Source organism: Shinella sp. WSC3-e (genome assembly GCF_945994535.1).
Lineage (GTDB): Bacteria > Pseudomonadota > Alphaproteobacteria > Rhizobiales > Rhizobiaceae > Shinella > Shinella yambaruensis.
On sequence record NZ_OZ000530.1, the window covers coordinates 3,495,788 to 3,517,899 of the forward strand.

Genomic DNA, 22,112 nt, shown 5'->3' on the forward strand with positions numbered 1-22,112 from the left:
CGCTGGAAGCGAGCTTACCTGTTCTGACCCGGAACCCACAATATGTCCGTACGCCCCTTGTCGTTGACCCAGCGCGCGGCGACGAAGAGGAAGTCGGAGAGCCGGTTGATATAGGCCGCGGCCGCGGCCGAGACCGCCTCGCCCTCGCAGGCCTGCAAGGCCACGATCCGCCGCTCCGCCCGGCGCGCCACGGTGCGCGCAAGGTGCAGGGCCGCCGCCGCGGGCGTTCCGCCCGGCAGGACGAAGGAGCGCAGCGGCTGAAGATCGGCATTGAGCAGGTCGATTTCCCGCTCCAGCCGGTCCACCTGCGCCTGCGCGATGCGCAGCGGCTCGTAGTCGAGCCTCTTGCCGGTCTCCGGCGTCGCCAGGTCCGCCCCGAGGTCGAACAGGTCGTTCTGGACGCGCATCAGCATCGCGTCGAGATCGGGATGCTCGACAAGATGCTGGCGCACGAGGCCGATGCAGGAATTGGCCTCGTCCACCTCGCCATAGGATTCGACGCGCAGGTCATGCTTCTTGCGGCGCGGCCCGGCGACGAGGCCGGTCGTGCCGTCATCGCCCGTGCGCGTGTAGATCTTGTTGAGCTTGACCATGTTCCCCTCAGCGCCCGCCGCCCGTGATCCAGAGCGTCAGCATGATGAGGACGATCGCGATCGCCTGCAAGAGCACGCGAAGCTGCATCAGCTTGTTCGAGGTGTTGCCGCTGCCGCCCTTGGCCATGTTGACGAGACCGCGCACCAGCACGATGGCGACGAGGCCCATGACGAGCAGGGTCATGAAGGTAAGGAAGGAAGACATGCCAACGATCCGATTTGATTTCCGTCAGCCCTATTCACATAGGGCATTCCGCGCAAAGTGCACGCTTTTTGCAGGCGAAACCCCTGCGACGCCGCGCCGCGTCAGCCAAGCTTGCCGATGATCCGATAGAAGAGCGCCGCCGGCAGCAGCTTTTTCAGGAGCACGCCCTGCTTGGCCGGCATCGTGACGATATAGTGCGGCCGCGGCGATTTCGCCGTCAGCGCGTGGCGCAGCACCGCATGCACCGCCTCGGGGCCGAGCTTTCCGCGCGCGGGCTTTGCCTCGCCGCGCAGCCGGCGCAACTGGCGGCGATACTCTTCCGCATGCACGGAATTTTCAAGATCGATGTTCCGCTCGATATGCGTCAGCGCGTTGGCCGTGAAACGCGAGGCGATCGGCCCGGGCTCGATGAGGCTGACATGCACGCCCGAGCCCGCAAGCTCCATGCGCAGTGTCAGCGACAGGGCCTCGAGCGCGAATTTCGAGGCGTTATAGGCGCCGCGCCAGCGATAGGGCACGATGCCGAGGATCGACGAGCACTGCACGATGCGTCCAGAACCCTGCCGGCGCATGACGGGAATCACCCGCCGCGTCAGGTCGTGCCAGCCGAAGACATTGGTTTCGAACTGCATCCGCAGCGCCTCGACCGGCAGGTCCTCGACGGCACCGGCCTGGCCGTAGGCGCCGTTGTTGAAGAGCGCATCGAGCCGGCCGCCGGTGCGCGCCAGCACGGTCTCGACAAGCGCGGCGATCGTCTCCGGCTTCGTATAGTCCATCAGCAGCACCTCGATGCCGTCGGCCTCGAGGCTCGCCAGATCCTCCTGCCGGCGCACCGTCGCGAAGACGCGCCAGCCTTCCGCCTTCAGCGCCCGGGCGCAATGGGCGCCGATGCCCGAGGAGCATCCCGTGACGATGATGCTCGGCGGCGTTGACGCATTTGAAGAAGGCATGGCGGTTTCCTGTACAAATCTGCTCGTGTTTCCCATATTCACCACCAGTGCCGCACGTCGTTCCGATGCACGGGCGCGTGGCGGACCATAATCCGGGTCGCCCTTGAACCGATCCCGATGTAAGGGGTTATGCCCGGGCAGACAATGCGAGAGACGGCCGAAGACGGCCGCGAGGGACCGAGATTGCCGATGCCGACCGCCATTCGCCTTGCCTACAAGGTCGTCTTCGATGCGATCTGGCACTTTTCCGAAGACGACGGCTGGGCGATGGCGAGCCATGTCGCGCTCTCGACGCTGCTGGCGATCTTCCCCTTCCTGATCTTCGGCACGGCGCTCGGCTCCTTCCTTGGCGCTGACCAGTTCGCCGAAACCGCCGTGCACCTGATCTTCGATACCTGGCCGGAATCGATCGCCGCACCGATCTCGCGCGAGGTCGTCGCGGTGCTCACCATCCCGCGCGGCGGCTTGCTGACGGTCTCCGTGCTCGCCGCCGCCTATTTCGCCTCGAACGGGGTGGAGGCGCTGCGCGTCTCGCTCAACCGCGCCTACCGGGTGGCCGAGACGCGCTACTGGTACGTCACGCGCCTCGCCAGCCTCGGCTTCGTCATCGCCGGCGTCCTGGCATTGGCGGTCATCAGCATCGTGCTCGTCGCCGCGCCCCTTGCGGTCCGGGCGACGGGCGATTGGCTGCCCTGGCTCACGTATGTCTATTCCTGGGTGGAAAGCTGGGGGCTGTTCGGCACCATCCTGGTGCTGCTCGTCGGCCTCCTGATCGCCCATCTATGGCTACCGGCCGGCCGACGGAAGATCGCCGACGTGCTGCCCGGCATCCTGGTGACGCTCATCGCCTGGGGCATCGGCGCCTATGCCTTCGCCTCCTACCTCGCCACCTTCGCCAACTATGTCTCGACCTATGCCGGCCTCGCCTCGATCATGATCGCGCTGGTCTTCCTCTACATCGTCGGGGCGATCTTCATCATCGGCGCGGAGATCAACGCGGCGCTGATGAAATACCGGGTGAAGCACCTGATCCTCGACCGGATCCGCGGCGTGCGCAAACCGCCGCAGCCCGAGGAGGATTCAATGGAGGACGAAGCCATAGCCCGCGAGCAGGGCGCGAATGCCGGCCGGTGACACGCCCCTTTCCCGATAGGCCGCAAGGCCGGTATCCTCGTTGCTCTTGGACAGTTTCCGCCCATCCGGCCCCGGCACCAGCCCATGGTGCCGATAGGAGGGCGCCGGCAGGCCGAGCAGGCTTTGCAGGAGGCGGTGCACGGCCGTCGCATGAAAGAGATCCTGCCCGCGCACCACGTCGGTAATGCCCTGCGCCGCATCGTCGAGCACCACGGCAAGGTGGTAGCTCGCCGGCGCATCCGGCCGCGAGAGGATGACATCGCCCCAGCGCTCCGGCCGCGCCGCGACGGTGCCCGTCTCGCCCTCCGGCCCCTCGCCCGCCTCCGACCATGAGAGCGCCTCCGGCACGAGCGCCAGCGCCTTCTCCATGTCGAGCCGCCAGGCGTGCTGGCGGCCTGCAGCGATCCAGCCGAGCGCCCGGTCCCGGTCGAGCGAGCGCTCCTCCGTCGGATAGAGCGGCGCGCCGTCGGGATCGCGCGGCCACACGCCGCCCGCGGCCTCCTGCGCCAGAACCCGCGCCTTCACCTCGCCGCGGCTGAGGAACCCCGGATAGAGCACGCCCATCGCTTTCAGCCGCTCCAGCGCCCCGCCGTAGAAGGCAAGGTGCTCCGACTGGCGCCGCACCGGCTTTTCCCAGTCGAGGCCGAGCCAGGCGAGATCGCGATAGATCGCCGCTTCGAATTCGGGCCGCGAGCGGGCGGGATCGATGTCTTCCATGCGCAGCAGGAAGCGCCCGCCGCAGGCCGCGGCAAGGTCGTGGTTGAGGATCGCCGACAGCGCATGGCCGAGATGCAGAAGGCCGTTCGGGCTCGGCGCGAACCGGAAGACACGATTTTTTGACAAAGCAGTTTGCATGAGGTCTTCTGGCACGAAGAGGTGCGTTACGCCACCAAAGCATGCCGCGCAGAGGCGCGCAGCGGTTTGCCAAGGGTCTTGGGACAAGTGAAGACCTGAACCGCAAAGGCCGCGGTGACGGCAGGGGGTCGAGGCCGCTCGGGAAAATGCAGTTGCACATGATCAGGACGGATGCGGATGTCGCAGCGGGTCTCGTCGACCTCGCCTTGCTCGACGCGCGCCTTTTCACCGTCATCGACAAGGCCGGCCCCGTGCCGCTTCGCCGTCTCTCGCCCGGTTATCGCGGCCTTGCCGGCATCATCGTCGCGCAGATGGTCTCGCGCGCCAGCGCGGACGCCATCTGGCATCGGCTCGAGAAGACGGCCGGCGACATCACGCCCCACCATATCCTCGATCTTTCCGACGAGGATTGCCGCGCCGTCGGCCTCTCGCGCGCCAAGACGGAGACGCTGCGCCGTGCCGCGGAAATGGTCGACCGCGGCGAACTCGATCTCGACGCGGTCTGCCACATGGAGGCGGCAGCGGCCAGTCGCAGGCTGACCGCGGTCAAGGGCATCGGCCGCTGGACGGCGGATGTCTACCTGCTCTTTTGCGGCGGCCATCCGGATATCTTCCCGTCCGGCGACATCGCGCTGCAAAACGCGGTGGCCCATGCGCTCGGCCTTGCCGTGCGCCCGAGCCCGCAGGAACTTGACCGGATCGCGGAGGGCTGGTCGCCCTGGCGCGGCGTCTCCGCCCGGCTGTTCTGGGCCTACTATTCCCGGGAGATGCGCCGCGAGGCGGTGCCGGTGCTCGAAGGCTGAGCTTCCCGCGAAATAGCTTGTTTTCGCTTTTCCTTTCCCGCTTCACAATGCTGTAACAACGGGCCTAATATAGAAGGGCAGATGCCGAATCGATCAGGAGAAGCCCTTGACGATTTCTGTTTCACCACAGGCCCTGCCAGCCCTTGTACTGAATGCTGACTACAGGCCGCTGAGTTATTATCCCTTGTCGCTCTGGTCCTGGCAGGACGCGATCAAGGCCGTGTTTCTCGACCGCGTAAACATCATCGCCGAATACGAGCATTCGGTGTCTTCCCCGAGTTTCACGATGCGCCTGCCAAGCGTCGTGTGCCTGAAAACATACGTGCAGCCGTCACGCCACCCGGCCTTCACCCGGTTCAACGTGTTCCTGCGCGACAGGTTCGAATGCCAGTACTGCGGGTCGCCGGACGACCTGACCTTCGACCATGTCATCCCCCGCGCCCATGGCGGCGAGACGACCTGGTGCAACGTGGTCGCGGCCTGCTCCCCGTGCAATCTGAGAAAAGGCAGCAAGCTGCCGAAGCAGGCGGGCATGCACCCGCATCAGAAGCCCTACCAGCCGACGGTTCAGGATCTGCACAACAACGGGCGACTGTTTCCACCCAACTATCTGCACGAAAGCTGGATGGACTATCTCTACTGGGACGTCGAACTGCAGCCCTGATGCCGGAATCGCAGAGACGCCAGGCGTTTTTGCGGCACCCACAGGCATTTGCGACCGGGTTGCGGGGATATCAAGCTTTCGCCGACCGCACGCCCGAAAAGGCGATCGCGGCGAGGATGAGGCTTGCGATCACATTCCAGCCGGCAAAGGAGAGGCCGAGGAAACGGAAGGAGGCTTCCGTGCAGGATGGCCCGTGCTTGGAATTGAGGTCGGCAAGGAGATCGCCGGCATTCTGCGTGACGCCCTGCGCCGAGGTCGCGCAGGTCGCAGGTCCCTCCCAGAAGCCCCATTCGACACCCGCGTGGTAGACGCCCATGCCCGCGCCGACGAGCATCATGATGCCGGCGATGGCGAGCAGGAGCCGCGTCAGCCAGGCCGGGCCGCCGAAGAGCGCCGACAGCAGCGCGGCAATCGCGACCGGGATGCCGTAATAGTAGGGATCGCGCTGCAACAGGCAGAGCGCACAGGGAATATAGCCGCCGATATGCTCGAAGCCGAGCGCCCCGCCCACGGTCGCCGCCATGCCGAGCGTCAGGAGGCCTGCGGATGTCTTGCGGGAAAGGTCGAGGGATGCGGTCATCGGCATTGTCCAATCGGGCCGGCGGGGATGCCGGCGGAACGGCGCCGAGTTCTATCAGGTGAGGCGACGTTGTAAATCACCCGCACGCATATGTGATCATAAGCGCGTGCGGATTTGCCGGTTGCCGCCCGTGAACGCATCGTGTAAACGGCGATGGCTGCAAGTGCCGTGCCCCATTGGCGGAACTGGTAGACGCGCTCGACTCAAAATCGAGTTCCGAAAGGAGTGCTGGTTCGATTCCGGCATGGGGCACCATAACTTTTCAGGAAATGCCGGTTTCTCAGGCGTTGCAGCCAATGTGGCAGATTTACCCCATCGTTCAAGGATTGCGGCGACTTAGCGTGCCGGCGGATCCTGCACCGGCTGCACATCGGGAACATCCGGGCCGGGCTCGGGAATATCATCCGGCACCACATCGGGGGCCGGCTCTTCGATAGGCCGCTGCGGCACATCCTCGGGCAGGTCGGGCGAGCGCTCGGGCGGCGTCTTCGGGCCGGAATGTTCGGTCTCAACGGTCATGTTCATCTCCTCTCGATATGAGAACCGGCCCGACGCTGCAATGTTCCCTTGGCGCGTTCGATGACGCGATGCGCAAACCGCTGACGCCGGAGGATATTTGACCGAACGTGATGCGGTGATATTTTCCTTCGCATCTCAGGAGGCAAGACATTGCGACGAGCTGTGACCGTACTCTTTGCCATGACCTTGGTGTCATGCCAGACGCCCGCGCCGGAGGAGGTACTAACCCCGCAAACGGGCCGTTATGCATTGACCGCCGAGGACCAGGCCGCGATAGAGGCAGGGATTGATCGCTCTTCCGGGCAACAAGGATCGAAACTCGTGGAGGCGACAGCCGCGGCCGAAAGTGGCGGAGGAACCTATGTCTGCGGTACTTTCAGTATTGCCAGGGGCGGTGAACAGCGCCGCTTTATCGGCAAGCTGACCCACGTTTCGAGCGAGACGTTCAACACCGTTCTGTTCACCGTCATGGACATGGTTGCCTCGGCGGACGCCGCCGGCTTGGACGAGCGATGCAAGGTTCACGGCGTGATGTAGCCGGCATCGAAACATGCGTGTTCATCCGCCGTTCATCTGGCGGAAGCCAAGTTTGCCAAGCCGCTGTGCATGCGGCAAGAGAGGCCCGTAAAGCATCCCCATGCCCTCGGCGGGCCTCTCCCTGTCATCGCAGTGATGGAGGCGCTGTTGGACATGGACACGACACGCGATGTTCTGAAAGAAGCGATCGACGATATCGTTCGTGAAGAAAGGCAGCGGGCGGCGCGGGACCTGCTACGCATTGCCGAAGGGATTGCAGATCTCGCCAAGGCCAGCAGAGCGGCCTTGGATATGGCCGGAGACCATGCCGGGAACGAAGCCCTCGACCACGAAACGCAGGGATTTCAGAGCGGCAAGGGCGACAGGACGGCAACGACCGGAGCGCTGGCTGCACAATGCCCGCGGGTCAGCAGATAGATCGCACCGCCGAGCAGGAACCCGGCCGCGCCGTATATGACGAACCAGAAGCGCGAGAGATAGCCGTCCCAGCTCCGAATCCGCGATGTGACTTCACAAGCGACCGAGAAAAAGACCAACCCGACGAGGGCATATGCAATCGCGCCATCACACCTGAGGATGCGAATGAAGTCATCCAAACTCAACCCGCCCTCCTCAGATTGCCCCCCACAATCAAAACCACGTCCACGCCGCCCAAAAACAGGCATAGGCAATGACGCCGATAATGAAAATCAAAGCGAGCTGCCGAGCCATAACACAACATCTCCCCTGGTCCGACAACGAGAAGATGCATCGTCCGGGCGGCGGAGTCGATAGCGGCCGGCATGCTCCCCTAATTATCCGCGCCTGCAAGTTGTCTCCGCTCAGCTCTTGTCCCTGCCGGGACCCGGCTGCTGACTTTCGATCAGGGATCCGAGTGCCGCCACGATCGCGTTCCGGCTATAAGGCTTGCGCACGATGGGAACGCCTGCCAATGCTTCAGGGAGTTCTGCGCCCTCTCCGTAGCCTGTCGCGAACACAAAGGGCGTCCCTCTTTTGCGCAGTTCTTCGGCGACGGCGAAGGAGTTCGTCGGGCCGAGATTGATATCGAGGATAGCAAGGTCGGGCGGGTTGGCTTCGATCTGTGCCATTGCCTGCTTGACGGAGCTGGTGGTCGCAACCTTCGACAGGCCCTCATCGGCGAGCATGGCCTCCAGGTCGAGGGCTATGAGGATCTGGTCCTCGACGATGAGCACCGCTGGATCGGCTGCGCTCAAAGCGTTGGGTCGCTCGGACGTGTCATCCACCATGCGCGTTGCCGGCCCCGAACCGGATGACGCGAGCTTCACATGCGGGGGCGGAATCCTGAAGACGGCTTCCAGCCCGGACGGCTCGAAGCGGATCGTGCTTTCGCCGTTGAGGTCGTAGGGAACGCTCCGCTCGATCAATGCGCTGCCGAAGCCGCTGCGGGAGGGAACATGCACGACAGGGCCGCCCTGCTCGCGCCAACGGATCTCGCAGACGGCCTCCCCGGTCATCGCCCAGGAAATCTCCACGGAGCCCGTCGCCATCGACAAGGCCCCGTATTTGGCGGCATTGGTCGCGAGTTCGTGAAACACCAGCGCCATGACGGAGAAGGCCCGGCTGTCGAGCCAGACGGACGGGCCGGAAAGGCTGATGGTCGATGCCTTTGCCCTGTAGGGCTGAAGTTCCGCCTGCAGCAGCTCGGCGAGGATGCCGCCGCCATCGCCGCGAACCACCTGGTCATGGGCGACCGAGAGGGCCTCGATGCGGCCCTGAAGAGTGGCGACATAGTCCTCAAGCGTGCTCTTGTGATGCTGCGGGCTCGTCACCAGCGACTTGATGACGGCCAGGATGTTCTTCACACGGTGGCTCAGTTCCTGGTTCAGCATGCGCTGCCGCACTTCGGACTTGCGCCGCTCGCCGGCCATCAGTTCGTTGTGGCGCAGAACGATCTCGACGATGGAAACCCGCGCTATTTCCGCAATTTCCCGCTCGGGCTCCGTCCAGGCCTGAGCCTGGTCCTTCACCGTTTCCTTCCAGATCGCAAAGCTCTTGCGCGGCGTAAGCCGGTCGCCAAGCGGACCCGTCTCGTAGGTCTTTTCCGGATTGCCCGCCCAGTCGAGCGTCTGCACCAGTTCCTTTCGGAAGAAGAGCAGGCAATCCGATCCTGTCTGCGAGAGCGGAATAGCGAGCACGCCGGCCACGCGGTCGCCGTAGGCCGCGGCTTCGGGCACCTTCTGCGACAGCGCATGGGTCGCCCATACGCGGCCTTCGCTGACCATCCTGATGAAACCGAGGAGATGGGGGACCGCGTCCTCCGGCGGGGTGGCGCCGAGACACGTCCACTTTCCCTCGAACATCACGCCGACACCGTCATTCGGCAGGAGCCGGGAGAATTCGCGCAGGCTCTGGCGCAGCAGTTCGCCGACGTCCTCGTGATGGGACGATAGGATGAGGAACCGGTCGAGCGCCTCGCGGGTGCCGGCAACGGCCGCGACACGCCGGCGCTCCTTGAGTGATTTGAGGTGCAGGGAGAAGAATTCGCCGAACACCTCCATGGCCACGCGCTGCGCCATGGGCAAGGCGCGCGGCGAATAGTGATGGCAGGCGATCAGTCCCCAAAGCGTGCTATCGAGGATGATCGAGATCGACATGGACGCCGCCACGCCCATGTTGCGCAAATATTCGCAATGGATCGGCGAGACGCTGCGCAGATGCGCAAAGCTGAGATCGAGAGGCTCGCCGGACGCGTCGAGCACGGGGCTGACCGGCACCCGCTCGCCGCTGGTATCGGCTATGACGCGGATCGTGTTCTTGAGATAGAGCGTGCGCGCCTGCTGTGGAATGTCGCTCGCCGGAAAGTACTGGCCGAGGAAGCTCTCGAGATCCGCGCGTTTCGTCTCGCTGACGACCTTGCCCGAGCCGTCCTGCTCGAAACGATAGATCATCACGCGGTCGTAGCCGGTCGCGCCCGCAACGATCCGCCCCGCGCGTTGCACGAGGCGATCGACATCCATGATATCGCTGATGCGCCCGATCATTTCCCGCGCGATGTGCAGCGGCTGGCCGACGGAGGGCGCCGGCTCGAACTCGATGATGACGGCAGACTTGTAGTGATGGATCGCGATGTCAAACACGCGCTCGCCGCACACCATGTCGAGAAGAAGCGCTGGCCGCGACACGCTCGACGCCGTTGCGAGTGCGTTGCGCAGGTCATGCAGCAGTTTTTGTCCGATAACGTCGACGGCGCTGCGGCCGAGCGGATTGCAGTCGTGGCCAAGAACCGCCCGTGCATTCTCGGAAGCCCTCTCGATCCTCGTCAGGCCGATATCGCAGGCAAGAAGGCATCCATGCGACTGGATGCTGCCCGGGATGTGGATAGGCTCGCTGTCGCAGGTATCGAGATTGACGGGTTCAGTGGACGACAAGAAGTTCACTTTCAAAGCATTGCAGCGCGAGCGCGAAGACGGCATTGGCGGACGCAGCAGCCTGGTCGATGTCGAAGTCCCCAGCCTCGTCCAAGAGCAGGAGAAAAGCGTGCCACTGCGTCAGGTCCTTCGACAGGACGGCGAGATGCCGCGCGCCAAAGGCCTCGTCAAGCCCAAGCGCCGCCGCCCGCCGGCAAAGAACCCGCGCACCGAGCGTGGAGCCCTCCAGCACATAGAGCGCACCGAGCAGGGCACTTTGGTCGGCAAGCGCGATGTCGTGGCTGGCCTCACCCGCGGCCGGAAGGCCGAGATCGATTGCGTCCTTGTCAAGCGATCTGGCGAGGGCGGTAGGACGCCAGGACCAGCCGGCCGGCCAGACGACACGCTGCAACGCCCCATCCATCGCGGCCCGGAAACAGGCAAGCCCCATCAGATAGTGCCGATATTCATCAATGGTGCAGAAGCCTCCGACCGCTGCATCCAATCGCTCATGCGCCGTCCGCGTGCGTTTCCTCAGATCAAAGCGTCGTTCGCTACCGTCCATCTCTTCTCCACATCGGGAATACCAACATCGCCCGATGCTCAATTCACCCGCCTTCCTCTGTTTGAAACGGCGGCGTCTCAATCAAATACTGGCAGGACGCAGCGGAACCGGCGAACAAATCGCCGTGGAAGGTAGGTCGCTGCGTCCCTCACGACAAGTGCAAGCAGGACCGTTTGGGTAAGAAAGAAAAGCGGCGTGCGCGCTCAACGCATTTTTTGATAGTTCACACGGCCGCGGACATGGGGATTCGCCGAGAGACGTTTCCGCAAGTCCGCCCAACACCGCCACCGGCATGGCGAGAAAGTCCCGGCGCAACCGAATAGGCCGGCTGGATCAGCCGTATTCCTGGAATTATCGGAGGCGCGGGCGTCTTGCGTATCCCCATGCTGCACCTGCACAAGGCGGAGGACAGATGAGCGACTGGATCCTGTTCATCATAGGGCTTGCCATCGCCCTGGCTTTTTCCTTCATCCTGAACACGTTCTTCCTCGGTTCGTTCGTCGCGGGCATGAAGCGCTACCTGCTGGGGCGCATCGTCGGCGGCACGATACGCAACACCAGGATCGACCACGAGGCCACCCATCGTACGCTCGGCCTATTCGGGCTCCAGACACGCAATGGCGGGCCAGGCGACGAGGAAATCGATCGCCTGCGTCCCACGCGCTGGCAGGAAATATTGACGTGGATCTGCTATGCCGGCATGGGCGCAGGCTTTGCGCTGATGATCTATGCCAAGGTCCGATAGCCAGGCAGCACGCATCCCGCCCTGATGCCGCCCGCGGACGCCATGTCGGTCCTGCACGCGGGCGCGGCACGAAGCGCCTACCGATCTCAACGGTCGGCTGCGCGCAAATCATCGATCCGGATCGCCGCCTAGTCCTTCAAAAAATTTGCTTTTTAGCGGGAACAAATTTTGCACGGCCGCATTTATCCGGTGCAACGACAGACACCCCCGGATGTGGTTGCGGAGGGGGACCCGAGAGCGATGTGCACGCTCTTGGGTCTCAACCATGTCGGGGGCAAGGTCGTCGACATGCGACGACACCTGTCTTTCCTTCAGCCATAGAAGAACAAATTCGTTCATTCCGCGTTTTCAAGCGGACGCCGAGGAAGAGGAGCGCGACATGGTCTTCAAGGAAGGTACCTTCAAGGGCGAGCAGCCCGAGCATTTCGACGGACCGCACCCGGCCTGGCTCGAGACCAGGGTGGCGGACGCGCTGTCCATCGCCGGCGATGTGGATGCCTCCGACGTGAGGGTGACCTGCAAGGGCAGGCGGATCATCCTTTCCGGAAGCGTCGGCTCTGCCGAAGAGGCGGACCGGGCCGTCGCGATCGCCGCCTCCGTCAAGGAGGTCAGCGAGGTGGACAACCGCCTCTCCTGGCTCTGACGCCCGCGAAAAGCCGCCATTGCCGGCGGCCCCTCCGGAATGCTAGGTGCAATGCAGCAAACTGGAGTGACGCCGGATGCTCGCCGAGAGATCGACCTATGATGCGCTGTACCGGGACTTCCGCTGGCAGATCCCCGAGCGCTTCAACATAGGCACCGCGGTTTCCAATGCCTGGGCGGCGCACGCGCCGGACCGGGTCTGCCTCCAGCATTTCCTGCCGGACGCCCCGCCGCTCTCACTCACCTATGGCGAGCTCGCCGCCCGGTCGGATGCCTTCGCCGCTGGCCTTGCCGCGGAAGGGGTGAAGGCCGGCGACCGCGTCGCGATCCTGCTGCCGCAGGGCTTCGAGACGGTCATATCGCATCTCGCGATCTACAAGCTCGGCGCCATCGCCCTGCCGCTCGCCTTGCTCTTCGGCGCCGATGCCCTCTCGTTCCGGCTGAAGAATGCCGAGGCGAAGGCGATCGTCACCAATCGTTTCGGCCTGGAGCGCCTGCAGCCGATCCGGGCGGAGCTGCCGACGCTGGATCTGGTGATCGCCACCGAGCCGGCTGCAGGCGCCACGGCAAAGTCCTTCGAGGACCTCATCGTCCGCCATGCCGGCCCCTTCGCGGCCGTGGACAGCGGCCCGGACGATCCGGCGATGATGATCTACACGTCGGGCACGACGGGGCCGCCGAAGGGCGCGCTGCACGGCCATCGCGTGCTGCTCGGCCATGTGCCGGGCTTCCAGATGCATCACGAATTCCTGCCGCAGCCGGGCGACCGCATATGGACACCCTCCGACTGGGCCTGGGCAGGCGGACTTCTCAACGTGCTCCTGCCGGCGCTGCTGCTCGGCGTGCCCGTCGTCTCCTCGCCGGGCCAGAAATTCGACCCCGACATGGCCTATCGGATCATGCAGGACATGGACGTGCGCAATGCCTTCATCCCGCCGACGGCGCTGCGGCTGATGAAAACGGTGGAGAATCCCCGCGAAAAATACCGGCTCAACCTGCGCACAATCGGCTCGGCCGGCGAATCGCTCGGCCGCGAGACCTGGGAATGGGTGCGTGACACGCTGGGTATCACCATCAACGAGTTCTACGGCCAGACCGAGTGCAACATCGTGCTCGGCTCGATCGGCAGGCTCGGTGTGTCGCGGCCGGGGCCGATCGGCAAGCCGGTGCCCGGCCATGTGGTGGCCATCATCGATGCGAACGGCCGGGAAATGCCGCGCGGCACCGTCGGCCAGGTCGCGGTGCAGCGGCCCGATCCCGTCATGTTCCTCGGCTACTGGAAGAACGAGAAGGCAACGGCGGAAAAATTCATTGGCGACTGGATGACGACCGGCGATCTCGGCCGCATGGACGAGGAAGGCTACGTCACCTTCTTCGGCCGCGACGACGACGTCATCACCTCCTCCGGCTACCGCATCGGGCCGAGCGAGATCGAGGATTGCCTGGCCGGCCACCCGGCCGTGCAGCTTGCCGCCGCCGTGGGCAAGCCCGATCCGGTGCGCACGGAGATCGTCAAGGCCTATGTGATGCTGCGCCCCGGCAACGCACCCTCGGACGCCCTGGCGAGCGATATCCGCGACTGGGTGAAATCGCGGCTCTCCATGCACGAATATCCGCGCGAGGTGGATTTCGTCGATGCTCTGCCGCTGACGACCTCCGGCAAGGTCATCCGCCACCTCCTGCGCAAGCGGGCGGCGGAGGAAACGCCGTTCGCCGCCTAGTTCCTTGGCGCTTTAAAATATTGGGCTGCCGCCCGGGCCGGAATGGCCTCAGCGGCGCGCGAGCGCGCGGATCTTCTCGCGCAGCAGCCGCGCGACATTGCGCGTGTTGCGATAAAGGTGAAGCTGCGTCGCCACCTGGCGCACGTCCCGGTCGCGGTTCTGCTGCAGGCCGACGACGAGCGTGCCCATGTCCTCGCGCTCCTCCCAGAAGCGGCTCATGACCGGATGATCCGGCACCGCGCAGGAATCGGACCGGGCGATATTGGCGTCGTCGAGATGCCACTCCGTCAGCTCCGCCACGAGCAGCTTGCCGGGCGAGAACTTCGCGAACTCCTCGTCATAGGCCGTCTTCCACGTATAGGCCTCGCCGCCCATCATGAAGACGATCATCGAGGCGATGGCACGGCCGTCAAGGTCGAGCGTATGGATGCGCACGCCGTCGGTCTCGGCAAGGTTGCTGATCGCCTCGCGGGCGAAGGCGGCGCGATAGCGGTCGTTGATCATCGCCGTGCGGCCGCGGCCCTTCCAGCCCGAGGCTTCGAGCAGCAGGAACTCCTCCATGCGCAGCCGGATGTCGGCGGGCTGGCGGGCGACGTTGTAGAAAAGTGCGCCCATCGCATCGAGCTTGCGCCATTGCCGGCGCAATTCGCGGAAATGCTCCGGCGAGATGGCCCGCTGCAGATAGGTCTGGCCGTCGAGCAGGCTCTCCAGCATCGGGCGGCGATAGGTATCGGTGACGGTGACGGGAAGGTTGCGGCCGATGGCGACCGCGCGCATCAGCTGCGCGAAGGCGCCGTTGAGGCGCAGGTCCGGCAGGACGAGGATGCCCGGCAGGCCGCTGCCGGTGCCGCCAAGGGCCTCGAGCACATTGTCGAGCGTTTCGGCGGCATCCTCGGCATCGACGAGCGGCGTGCCGAGCGGCCCGAACGGGTTCGACCAGGCGCGCAGAATGCTGGAGCCGATGGAAAAGCCCGGCTTCTCGATGGAGAACGGCATGAGGAAACGCATGCGGCTGCGCCCGGCATTCTCGTCGCGCAGCACCGAAAGGCGCACCGTGCGATCCTCGAGGCGCGGCATGGCGGGCGCGAGGAAGCGGCCGGAGAAGAAGACGTTCGGCTCCATGACGCGGTTCGACAGGAAATCGAGTTCCTGCTGCAGCTCATAGCCGGCCGTCGCCGGATAGAGCGCCAGCGACCGGCCGAGGCGGCCGACAGCGATGCGCTGGTCGGCCGGCGGGGCATGCGGCAGGGCGGGCGGAATGGCGGCCTGGGCGCGTCCTGCCGCGATCGTGTGGTCGAAGCCGTAGCTATCGGTCATGGCGGTCCATCCCGTTGGCAAGGCTTGCCTTCACCGGATTGGCGAAGGCGAAGAGAATGATGGAGAGTTTCCGGCGCACGACGAGGTGCAGCAGCATCGCCTCGACGATCATGGCGCCGGTGGTGGCGGCGGCCGCGCCCGTCAGGCCGAAGAGCGGAATGAGCGTGACGTTGAAGCTGATGTTCGCCGCCAGCGCCACGGCATAGACGACGACGCAGAGTTTCTGCTGGCCGGCCATGGTGAGCAACACCTCGCCCGGCCCGATCAGCGCCTTGGCGAGAATGCCGGCGAAGAGGATGAACATCAGGCTGTAGCCCGCCGTGAAGGCGGCACCGAACAGCGACAGCAGGAAATGGCCGAGCGCCAGCACGCCGAGCCCGACTACCAGCGACGGCCAGAAGCTCCAGCGCACCGTCTCGCCGGCAAAGCGCGCCAGCGCCACCCGGTCGCCGGCGGCAAACAACGCGGAAAAGCGCGGCGCGGCGGCGGCCTTCACCGAGAAGAAGACGAAATGGACGAGCGCCATGGTCTTTGCCGCGGCGAAGTAGATGGCGACGCTTTCCGGGTCGAGATAGAGGCCGACGACGATGACATCGGAATTGGTGAGCAGGAAACCGAACCCCTCGATCAGGAAGATCGGCAGTGCCGCCTTGATCCAGAGGGCGAATTCCAGCTTGCGCGGCCCCTTGACGTAACGCCTGCTGAGCCGGCGCAGGATGTTGAAGAACTGCACGACGGTGGTGAGGTAGGTGGCGGCGAGCGCGGCGACCATGGCGGTGAGCGCCGTATGGGGCGCGTCCAGAGACACCGCCAGCACCATGAAGGCGAGGATCAGCAGCGGGCGGATGATATAGGTCGGGCTGAGGGCCACCACCGCCCAGCTGTGAGCGCGTGCCGTACTGTCGAGCACATCGCCGAGCGCGATCATCGGCATGCAGAAGAGGCCGACGAAGAGCGGCACGACATAATAATCGGCAAAGCTTTCGTGGAAGACCCAGAGGACGAGCAGACCGATAGTCGCCAGCACCGTCGAGGACAGCATAGCGAAGACACGTGCCGTCGAGGTGAGGCCGCGAATCTCCGCATGCGCGCTGCGCCCGGCATAATCCGGCAGGAAGCGCACCACGGTGGTGTGGATACCGAGACAGGACAGGTCGCCGAAGATGACGACGAGCGCCCAGACGAAGACGAAGATGCCGTATTCGAACTCGCCCATCACGCGGGCAAGGACGATCTGCGAGAGGAAGGCGATCGCCGCGTTGATGACGCGGATGGCGAAGGTGATGAGCGCCATGCGCTGGGCGAGGTTGCGGGGATCGTCGCTGACGAGGATCGTTCCGAGCGCGCGCACGAGCGGTTCCGCCTTGCCGCGCAGGGCCGATGGCAGCAATTTCTCCGCCGACTGAATGACCGCCATCAACACAGGAACCCGTACGCAACGCAGAACTGAACGATAGCCAGTCTTGTCAGATCAGGGTTAACAAACGGTTGGGCCGCAAAGAAAGTGCAGCCCGGACGCGGCAGTCAAAAGGCCAACCGAGGATTGAGCCCTCTCCTCCATCTTGGTCGGGCCCGACCGACCATCCATGCCACAAACGCCGTGCACGCTGCGTGAATCCTCAGGTCGAGCCCGAGGATGACGCTGGAGGGTGGAGGCGGCGGACAGGGTCAGCCGCCAACGTCATTTTTTCGATCACGCCTGCTCGAAGGCGCCGTGGCAATGCTTGTATTTCTTGCCCGAGCCGCAGGGGCAGGCCTCGTTGCGCGACACGCGGCCCCAGGTCGACGGATCGTTCGGATCGCGATCCTCCGGAGAAACGCCGACAGCCATGAAGCCGCCGCCGTTGCCTTCGCCGAAATCGTCCTCGCCGGTGGTGCCGTCGATATGATGGCCTTCCATCTCCGGCGGCACCGGCACGGGGGCATCGGCGGCCTGGCGCACCAGTTCGACGCGCATCAGCTGCGCGGTGACGGTCTGGCGCAGGTTCGCCAGCAGCGCCTGGAAGAGCTCGAAGGCCTCGGCCTTGTATTCCTGCAGCGGATCGCGCTGGGCATAGCCGCGGAAGCCGATGACAGAGCGCAGATGATCGAGGTTGACGATGTGCTCGCGCCAGAGATGATCCAGCGTCTGGAGCAGCACGGAGCGCTCCACATAGGTCATGATCTCGGGGCCGAAGCGCTCCGCACGGTCGGCAGCCGCCTGGTCGGTCGCCTTGTGCAGGCGCTCGAGGATGTCCTTTTCGTCGATGCCTTCCTCGGCCGCCCAGGCGTCGATCGGCAGATCGAGGTTGAGCTGTTCGAGAACGCCCTTCTTGAGCCCCGCGACATCCCACTGCTCGGCATAGGCGTTTTCCGGGATGTGCAGGCGGACGAGGTTCTCCACCACTTCGTGGCGCATGTCGCCGACGATTTCGGACAGGTTCTCGCCGTCCATCAGCTCGATGCGCTGCTCGAAAATGACCTTGCGCTGGTCGTTCAACACGTCGTCATATTTCAGGAGGTTCTTGCGGATGTCGAAGTTGCGCGCCTCGACCTTCTTCTGCGCACGCTCCAGCGCCTTGTTGATCCAGGGATGGACGATCGCCTCGCCTTCCTTGAGACCGAGCTTCTGCAGCATGGAATCCATGCGCTCGGAGCCGAAGATGCGCATCAGGTCGTCCTGCAGCGACAGGAAGAACTTGGAGCGGCCCGGGTCGCCCTGGCGGCCGGAACGGCCGCGCAGCTGGTTGTCGATGCGGCGGCTTTCATGGCGTTCGGTGGCGAGAACATAGAGGCCGCCGGCGGCGAGCGCCTGCTCCTTCAGCTTCTTCACCTCGGCGACGATGGCCTCGCGTTTCGCATCGCGCTCCGGACCCGGCTCCATCTCGGCAAGCTCGCGCTCGAGGCGCATGTCGAGGTTGCCGCCGAGCTGGATGTCGGTGCCGCGGCCGGCCATGTTGGTGGCGATCGTCACGGCGCCCGGCACGCCGGCCTGCGAGACGATATAGGCCTCCTGCTCGTGATAGCGGGCATTGAGGACCTGGAAGTCCTTGAAGCCCGACATCTTCAGCCGCTCGGCGAGATATTCGGACTTTTCGATCGAGGTGGTGCCGACGAGGACCGGCTGGCCCTTCTCCCTGGCGTCCTTGATCTCCTGGATGATCGCCTTGTACTTCTCCTCGACTGTCCGGTAGACCTCGTCGTCCTCGTCGAGGCGCTGGATCGGCAGGTTGGTCGGCACTTCGACGACGTCGAGGCCGTAGATGTTGCCGAATTCCTCGGCTTCCGTGGAGGCCGTGCCCGTCATGCCGCCGAGCTTGGAATACATGCGGAAATAATTCTGGAAGGTGATCGAGGCCAGCGTCTGGTTTTCCGGCTGGATCGTGACCTTTTCCTTGGCTTCCAGCGCCTGGTGCTGGCCTTCCGAATAGCGCCGGCCCGGCATCATGCGGCCGGTGAACTCGTCGATGATGACGATCTCGTCGTTGCGGACGATGTAGTCCTTGTCGCGGGTGAAGAGCTTGTGCGCCTTCAGCGCATTGTTGATGTGGTGGACGATGGCGACGTTCTCGACGTCGTAGAGCGATTCGCCCTTGAGAAGCCCCGCCTGGCGCAGGAGACCTTCCAGCTTCTCCGTGCCGACTTCGGAGAAGTTGGCCGAGCGCTGCTTCTCGTCGATCTCGTAGTCCGCTTCGTCCAGCATCGGGATGAAGGTGTCGATCGTCGTGTAGAGGTCGGAGCGGTCGTCGAGGGGGCCGGAAATGATCAGCGGCGTGCGCGCTTCGTCGACGAGGATGGAGTCCACTTCGTCGACGATGGCGAAGAAGTGGCCGCGCTGCACCATCTGGCCGCGCTCGTACTTCATGTTGTCGCGCAGATAGTCGAAGCCGAGTTCGTTGTTCGTCGCGTAGGTGATGTCTGAGGCATAGGCGGCGCGGCGCTGGTCGTCGTCGAGGCCGTGCACGATAACGCCGGTGGTGAGCCCCAGGAAGCCGTAGATCTTGCCCATCTGGGCGCTGTCACGGGTGGCGAGGTAGTCGTTGACCGTGACGACATGCACGCCCTTGCCGGCGAGCGCGTTGAGATAGACGGGCAGCGTCGCGACGAGCGTCTTGCCTTCACCGGTCTTCATCTCGGCGATCGATTTCTCGTGCAGGATCATGCCGCCGATCAGCTGGACGTCGAAGGGACGCAGGCCAAGGACGCGGAAGGCCGCTTCGCGGGCGACGGCAAAGGCCGGGACCAGGATATCGTCGAGCGTCTTGCCGGCGGCGAGCTGCTCGCGGAATTCCGCGGTCTTCGCCCGCAGCGCTTCGTCGGAAAGCGCCTTCATCTCGGGTTCGAGCGCGTTGATGGCATCGACGCGGGGCTTGTAGGAGCGGATGCGACGATCGTTCGAGGAACCGAACAACTTGCGGGCTAGGCCGCCGAGGCTGACCATCAGGATGGTCCTTTCTTTGTGGCACCCGGCGCGTGACAGGTCGCACGATATTTGCGCGCAAAGCCTTGAGACGCCCGGAAACTGTTCTGGACGCGGGATTGCGTGACAGATAAGAGGGGGGTCGAATGATGTCAACGGCTCAGGCGGTTGCACAACTGCCACATTCTGGTGGTGTTGAGCCGTCTGGCACCGGATATCGGCCCGATTCCGGCGAGGATGTGAAAGGTCTTTTTCGATATGTTCAAGTACAGCAAGCTCGCAGCAGTCGCCCTGATCGCGATTGCCGCCGCAAGCACCAGCGCCGGCGCACAGGATGCGGCGGCCGACCCGGTCATCGCCAAGGTCGGCACGGTCGAGATCCACGAATCGGAGCTGAAGCTCGCCATTGCCGGCCTCGACCCGCAGCTCGCCAACCTGCCGGACGAGCAGAAGCGCGTCGCCGCCCTCTCCTCGATCATCGACGTGAAGCTGCTCGCCGCCGACGCCGGCAAGGAAGGCCTGCAGGATACGCCCGACTTCAAGCAGCGCCTCGCCTTCCTCACCGATCGCGAGCTGCACAACGCCTATTTCAAGAAGCACGTCGTCGACGCCGTGACCCCGGAAGAGGTAAAGGCACGCTACGACAAGGAAGTCGCCGCCATTGAGCCGGAGGATGAAATCCGCGCCCGCCACATCCTCGTCAAGACCGAGGACGAGGCCAAGGCCGTGATCGCCGAACTCGATGCCGGCAAGGACTTCGTCGAGATCGCCAAGGAAAAGTCGACCGACCCGAACAAGTCCGAAGGCGGCGACCTCGGCTATTTCGGCAAGGGCCGCATGGTTCCGGAATTCGAGACGGCCGCCTTCGCGTTGGAGAAGGGCGCCTATTCCAAGGAACCGGTGAAGAGCCAGTTCGGCTTCCACGTCATCAAGGTCGAGGACAAGCGCAAGCAGCAGCCCCCGGCGCTCGACCAGGTCGAAAGCCAGGTTCGCCAGCTCGTCATGCGCGACAAGTATCTGGAGCTCCTGGAAAAGGCCAAGGCGGCAGCCCCCGTTGACATCCAGGACGCCGCGCTGAAGACCGCCTATGACGCGGTTAACAAGCCGGAAGCGGCAGGTGAAGGCGAAGGCGCGCCGGCAACCGAAGGCCAGCAGTAATCGACAACGGCCCGGCGACTGCCGGGCCTTTCTTGAAACAGGAAAGCACGATGTCCGGTTCCGTCTCCCCGCTCGCTCCCAAAACCTATGCCGACATGCCGCCGGTGCGCGGCGTGCGCATGGCGACCGCCGCCGCCGGGATCAAGTACAAGAACCGGACGGACGTGCTGATGATGGTGTTCGACCGCCCCGCGGCGGTCGCAGGCGCCTTCACCCGCTCGAAATGCCCCTCCGCGCCGGTCGATTTCTGCCGCGCCAATCTTCCGGGCGGCGTTGCCCGCGCCGTGGTGGTCAATTCCGGCAATGCGAATGCCTTCACCGGCCGCAAGGGCCGCGAATCGACGCAGATGACCGCGGAAGCCGCTGCAAGGGCCGTCGGCTGCAGCGAAGGCGAGGTCTTCCTTGCCTCGACCGGCGTCATCGGCGAGCCGCTCGACGCGACGAAATTCTCCGGCGTGCTCGACAGCCTCGCCGCCTCCGGCACGGAGGACTTCTGGTTCGAGGCCGCCAAGGCCATCATGACGACGGACACCTATCCGAAGGTCGCCACGCGCACGGCCGAACTCGGCGGCGTCACCGTCCGCATCAACGGCATCGCCAAGGGCGCCGGCATGATCGCGCCGGACATGGCGACCATGCTCTCCTTCGTCGTCACCGACGCAAGCATTCCCGCATCGGTGCTGCAATCGCTGCTCTCGGCCGGCGTCGGTCCGACCTTCAATTCCGTCACCGTCGACAGCGACACCTCGACCTCGGACACGCTGATGCTGTTTGCGACCGGCGCTGCCGAGGGCCAGGCGCCGGTGACGGCCGACGATGCCGCGCTCGACGGTTTCCGCGCCGCTCTCAACGATCTCCTGCGCGACCTTGCGCTCCAGGTCGTACGCGATGGCGAAGGCGCACGGAAAATGGTGGAAATCACCGTCGAGGGCGCCGAAAACGACGCGGCGGCCAAGCGCATCGCCCTGTCGATCGCCAATTCTCCGCTGGTCAAGACCGCCGTTGCCGGCGAGGACGCCAACTGGGGCCGCGTCGTCATGGCCGTCGGCAAATCCGGCGAGATGGCCGACCGCGACCGCCTCGCCATCTGGTTCGGCGACGTCCGCGTCGCCGTCGACGGCGAGCGCGACCCCGCCTATTCCGAAGAGGCGGCCACCGCCGTCATGCAGCGCGAGGACATCCCTGTCCGCGTCGAGATCGGCCTCGGCACCGGCAAGGCGACGGTCTGGACCTGCGACCTCACCAAGGAATATGTCGAGATCAACGGCGACTACCGCAGCTGATGCCGCTCCAGCAGATACGCGCAGCATTTGCTGGTAAAGACACGAGAACAGAGGCCCGGCGCGCGTGACGCCCT

General features: G+C 64.6%; 21 protein-coding genes and 1 tRNA gene. 11 read left to right on the forward strand and 11 right to left on the reverse strand.

Annotated elements, in window-relative coordinates; genetic code table 11:
• Nucleotides 1–14: 14 nt before the first annotated feature.
• From AABF56_RS17240 to AABF56_RS17250, 3 genes are all read right to left on the reverse strand, one after another.
• The gene (locus tag AABF56_RS17240) at nucleotides 15–593 is read right to left on the reverse strand and encodes a cob(I)yrinic acid a,c-diamide adenosyltransferase (RefSeq protein WP_272806883.1); all 579 of its coding nucleotides are present in this window, start codon (nucleotides 591–593) and stop codon (nucleotides 15–17) included.
• A 7-nt stretch (nucleotides 594–600) separates the two neighbouring features.
• Complete coding sequence (locus AABF56_RS17245) at nucleotides 601–798, reverse strand: twin transmembrane helix small protein (RefSeq protein ID WP_023514935.1); 198 nt, start codon at nucleotides 796–798, stop codon at nucleotides 601–603.
• Between the two features lie 101 nt (nucleotides 799–899).
• A complete protein-coding gene (locus AABF56_RS17250; protein WP_272806884.1) occupies nucleotides 900–1,748 on the reverse strand; it encodes an SDR family oxidoreductase in 849 nt (282 codons plus the stop codon).
• 189 nt (nucleotides 1,749–1,937) lie between these two features.
• Here AABF56_RS17250 and AABF56_RS17255 point away from each other — a divergent pair, with 189 nt between their 5' ends.
• On the forward strand, nucleotides 1,938–2,882 hold the full coding sequence (locus tag AABF56_RS17255; protein ID WP_244769374.1) for a YihY/virulence factor BrkB family protein: 945 nt from the start codon (nucleotides 1,938–1,940) through the stop codon (nucleotides 2,880–2,882).
• Here the strand turns inward: AABF56_RS17255 and gluQRS are convergent.
• On the reverse strand, nucleotides 2,829–3,737 hold the full coding sequence (gene gluQRS, locus AABF56_RS17260) for a tRNA glutamyl-Q(34) synthetase GluQRS (RefSeq protein ID WP_272806885.1): 909 nt from the start codon (nucleotides 3,735–3,737) through the stop codon (nucleotides 2,829–2,831). The two genes, AABF56_RS17255 and gluQRS, sit on opposite strands and share 54 nt — an antisense overlap.
• A 152-nt stretch (nucleotides 3,738–3,889) precedes the next feature.
• Between gluQRS and AABF56_RS17265 the strand changes: the two genes are divergently transcribed.
• Nucleotides 3,890–4,540, forward strand: coding sequence for a DNA-3-methyladenine glycosylase family protein (locus AABF56_RS17265; protein WP_272806886.1), 651 nt, complete (start codon nucleotides 3,890–3,892; stop codon nucleotides 4,538–4,540).
• A 106-nt stretch (nucleotides 4,541–4,646) separates the two neighbouring features.
• Nucleotides 4,647–5,204: an HNH endonuclease gene (locus AABF56_RS17270; protein WP_024271138.1), complete on the forward strand. Its 558-nt coding sequence runs from the start codon at nucleotides 4,647–4,649 to the stop codon at nucleotides 5,202–5,204.
• A 70-nt stretch (nucleotides 5,205–5,274) separates the two neighbouring features.
• Here the strand turns inward: AABF56_RS17270 and AABF56_RS17275 are convergent, their stop codons facing one another.
• Nucleotides 5,275–5,790: a disulfide bond formation protein B gene (locus AABF56_RS17275; protein ID WP_398431381.1), complete on the reverse strand. Its 516-nt coding sequence runs from the start codon at nucleotides 5,788–5,790 to the stop codon at nucleotides 5,275–5,277.
• 164 nt (nucleotides 5,791–5,954) lie between these two features.
• On the opposite strand from AABF56_RS17275, the gene AABF56_RS17280 reads away from it, so the two are divergent.
• A tRNA-Leu gene (locus AABF56_RS17280) sits at nucleotides 5,955–6,039 on the forward strand.
• Nucleotides 6,040–6,120: 81 nt separating this feature from the next.
• On the opposite strand, the gene AABF56_RS17285 is transcribed toward AABF56_RS17280, so the two are convergent.
• Nucleotides 6,121–6,303, reverse strand: a complete 183-nt coding sequence (locus tag AABF56_RS17285) for a hypothetical protein (protein ID WP_272806887.1) — start codon at nucleotides 6,301–6,303, stop codon at nucleotides 6,121–6,123.
• A 162-nt stretch (nucleotides 6,304–6,465) separates the two neighbouring features.
• Here AABF56_RS17285 and AABF56_RS17290 point away from each other — a divergent pair, with 162 nt between their 5' ends.
• Both AABF56_RS17290 and AABF56_RS17295 read left to right on the forward strand, forming a co-directional pair.
• Nucleotides 6,466–6,840: a hypothetical protein gene (locus AABF56_RS17290; protein ID WP_272806888.1), complete on the forward strand. Its 375-nt coding sequence runs from the start codon at nucleotides 6,466–6,468 to the stop codon at nucleotides 6,838–6,840.
• Nucleotides 6,841–6,987: 147 nt separating this feature from the next.
• Nucleotides 6,988–7,257 carry a hypothetical protein gene (locus AABF56_RS17295; RefSeq protein WP_272806889.1) on the forward strand — a complete coding sequence of 90 codons (270 nt, stop codon included), beginning with the start codon at nucleotides 6,988–6,990 and terminating at the stop codon, nucleotides 7,255–7,257.
• Between the two features lie 404 nt (nucleotides 7,258–7,661).
• Here the strand turns inward: AABF56_RS17295 and AABF56_RS17300 are convergent, their stop codons facing one another.
• Together AABF56_RS17300 and AABF56_RS17305 are read right to left on the reverse strand one after the other, a co-directional pair.
• Nucleotides 7,662–10,229, reverse strand: a complete 2,568-nt coding sequence (locus AABF56_RS17300; RefSeq protein WP_272806890.1) for an HWE histidine kinase domain-containing protein — start codon at nucleotides 10,227–10,229, stop codon at nucleotides 7,662–7,664.
• Nucleotides 10,216–10,773 (reverse strand): biliverdin-producing heme oxygenase, encoded by a 558-nt coding sequence (locus tag AABF56_RS17305; protein WP_272806891.1) that lies wholly within the window; start codon nucleotides 10,771–10,773, stop codon nucleotides 10,216–10,218. Before AABF56_RS17305 ends, AABF56_RS17300 begins: the two co-directional genes overlap by 14 nt.
• A 412-nt stretch (nucleotides 10,774–11,185) precedes the next feature.
• Here AABF56_RS17305 and AABF56_RS17310 point away from each other — a divergent pair, with 412 nt between their 5' ends.
• The 3 genes from AABF56_RS17310 (at nucleotide 11,186) to AABF56_RS17320 (ending at nucleotide 13,881) form a co-directional block, all read left to right on the forward strand.
• Nucleotides 11,186–11,518: a hypothetical protein gene (locus tag AABF56_RS17310; RefSeq protein WP_272806892.1), complete on the forward strand. Its 333-nt coding sequence runs from the start codon at nucleotides 11,186–11,188 to the stop codon at nucleotides 11,516–11,518.
• 379 nt (nucleotides 11,519–11,897) lie between these two features.
• Nucleotides 11,898–12,161 carry a BON domain-containing protein gene (locus AABF56_RS17315; protein ID WP_244769365.1) on the forward strand — a complete coding sequence of 88 codons (264 nt, stop codon included), beginning with the start codon at nucleotides 11,898–11,900 and terminating at the stop codon, nucleotides 12,159–12,161.
• A 76-nt stretch (nucleotides 12,162–12,237) separates the two neighbouring features.
• Complete coding sequence (locus AABF56_RS17320; RefSeq protein ID WP_272806893.1) at nucleotides 12,238–13,881, forward strand: AMP-binding protein; 1,644 nt, start codon at nucleotides 12,238–12,240, stop codon at nucleotides 13,879–13,881.
• Between the two features lie 48 nt (nucleotides 13,882–13,929).
• Here the strand turns inward: AABF56_RS17320 and AABF56_RS17325 are convergent, their stop codons facing one another.
• The 3 genes from AABF56_RS17325 to secA form a co-directional block, all read right to left on the reverse strand.
• Complete coding sequence (locus AABF56_RS17325; RefSeq protein WP_272806894.1) at nucleotides 13,930–15,198, reverse strand: GNAT family N-acetyltransferase; 1,269 nt, start codon at nucleotides 15,196–15,198, stop codon at nucleotides 13,930–13,932.
• Entirely contained in the window at nucleotides 15,188–16,615 is a 1,428-nt protein-coding gene (locus AABF56_RS17330) for a lipopolysaccharide biosynthesis protein (RefSeq protein ID WP_244769362.1), read from the reverse strand. Before AABF56_RS17330 ends, AABF56_RS17325 begins: the two co-directional genes overlap by 11 nt.
• Before the next feature lie 276 nt (nucleotides 16,616–16,891).
• A complete protein-coding gene (gene secA, locus AABF56_RS17335) occupies nucleotides 16,892–19,618 on the reverse strand; it encodes a preprotein translocase subunit SecA (RefSeq protein ID WP_272806895.1) in 2,727 nt (908 codons plus the stop codon).
• Between the two features lie 237 nt (nucleotides 19,619–19,855).
• On the opposite strand from secA, the gene AABF56_RS17340 reads away from it, so the two are divergent.
• Both AABF56_RS17340 and argJ read left to right on the forward strand, forming a co-directional pair.
• Complete coding sequence (locus AABF56_RS17340; RefSeq protein WP_272806896.1) at nucleotides 19,856–20,755, forward strand: peptidylprolyl isomerase; 900 nt, start codon at nucleotides 19,856–19,858, stop codon at nucleotides 20,753–20,755.
• A gap of 50 nt (nucleotides 20,756–20,805) precedes the next feature.
• Complete coding sequence (argJ, locus tag AABF56_RS17345) at nucleotides 20,806–22,038, forward strand: bifunctional glutamate N-acetyltransferase/amino-acid acetyltransferase ArgJ (RefSeq protein WP_272806897.1); 1,233 nt, start codon at nucleotides 20,806–20,808, stop codon at nucleotides 22,036–22,038.
• The last annotated feature ends 74 nt before the right edge of the window (nucleotides 22,039–22,112 follow it).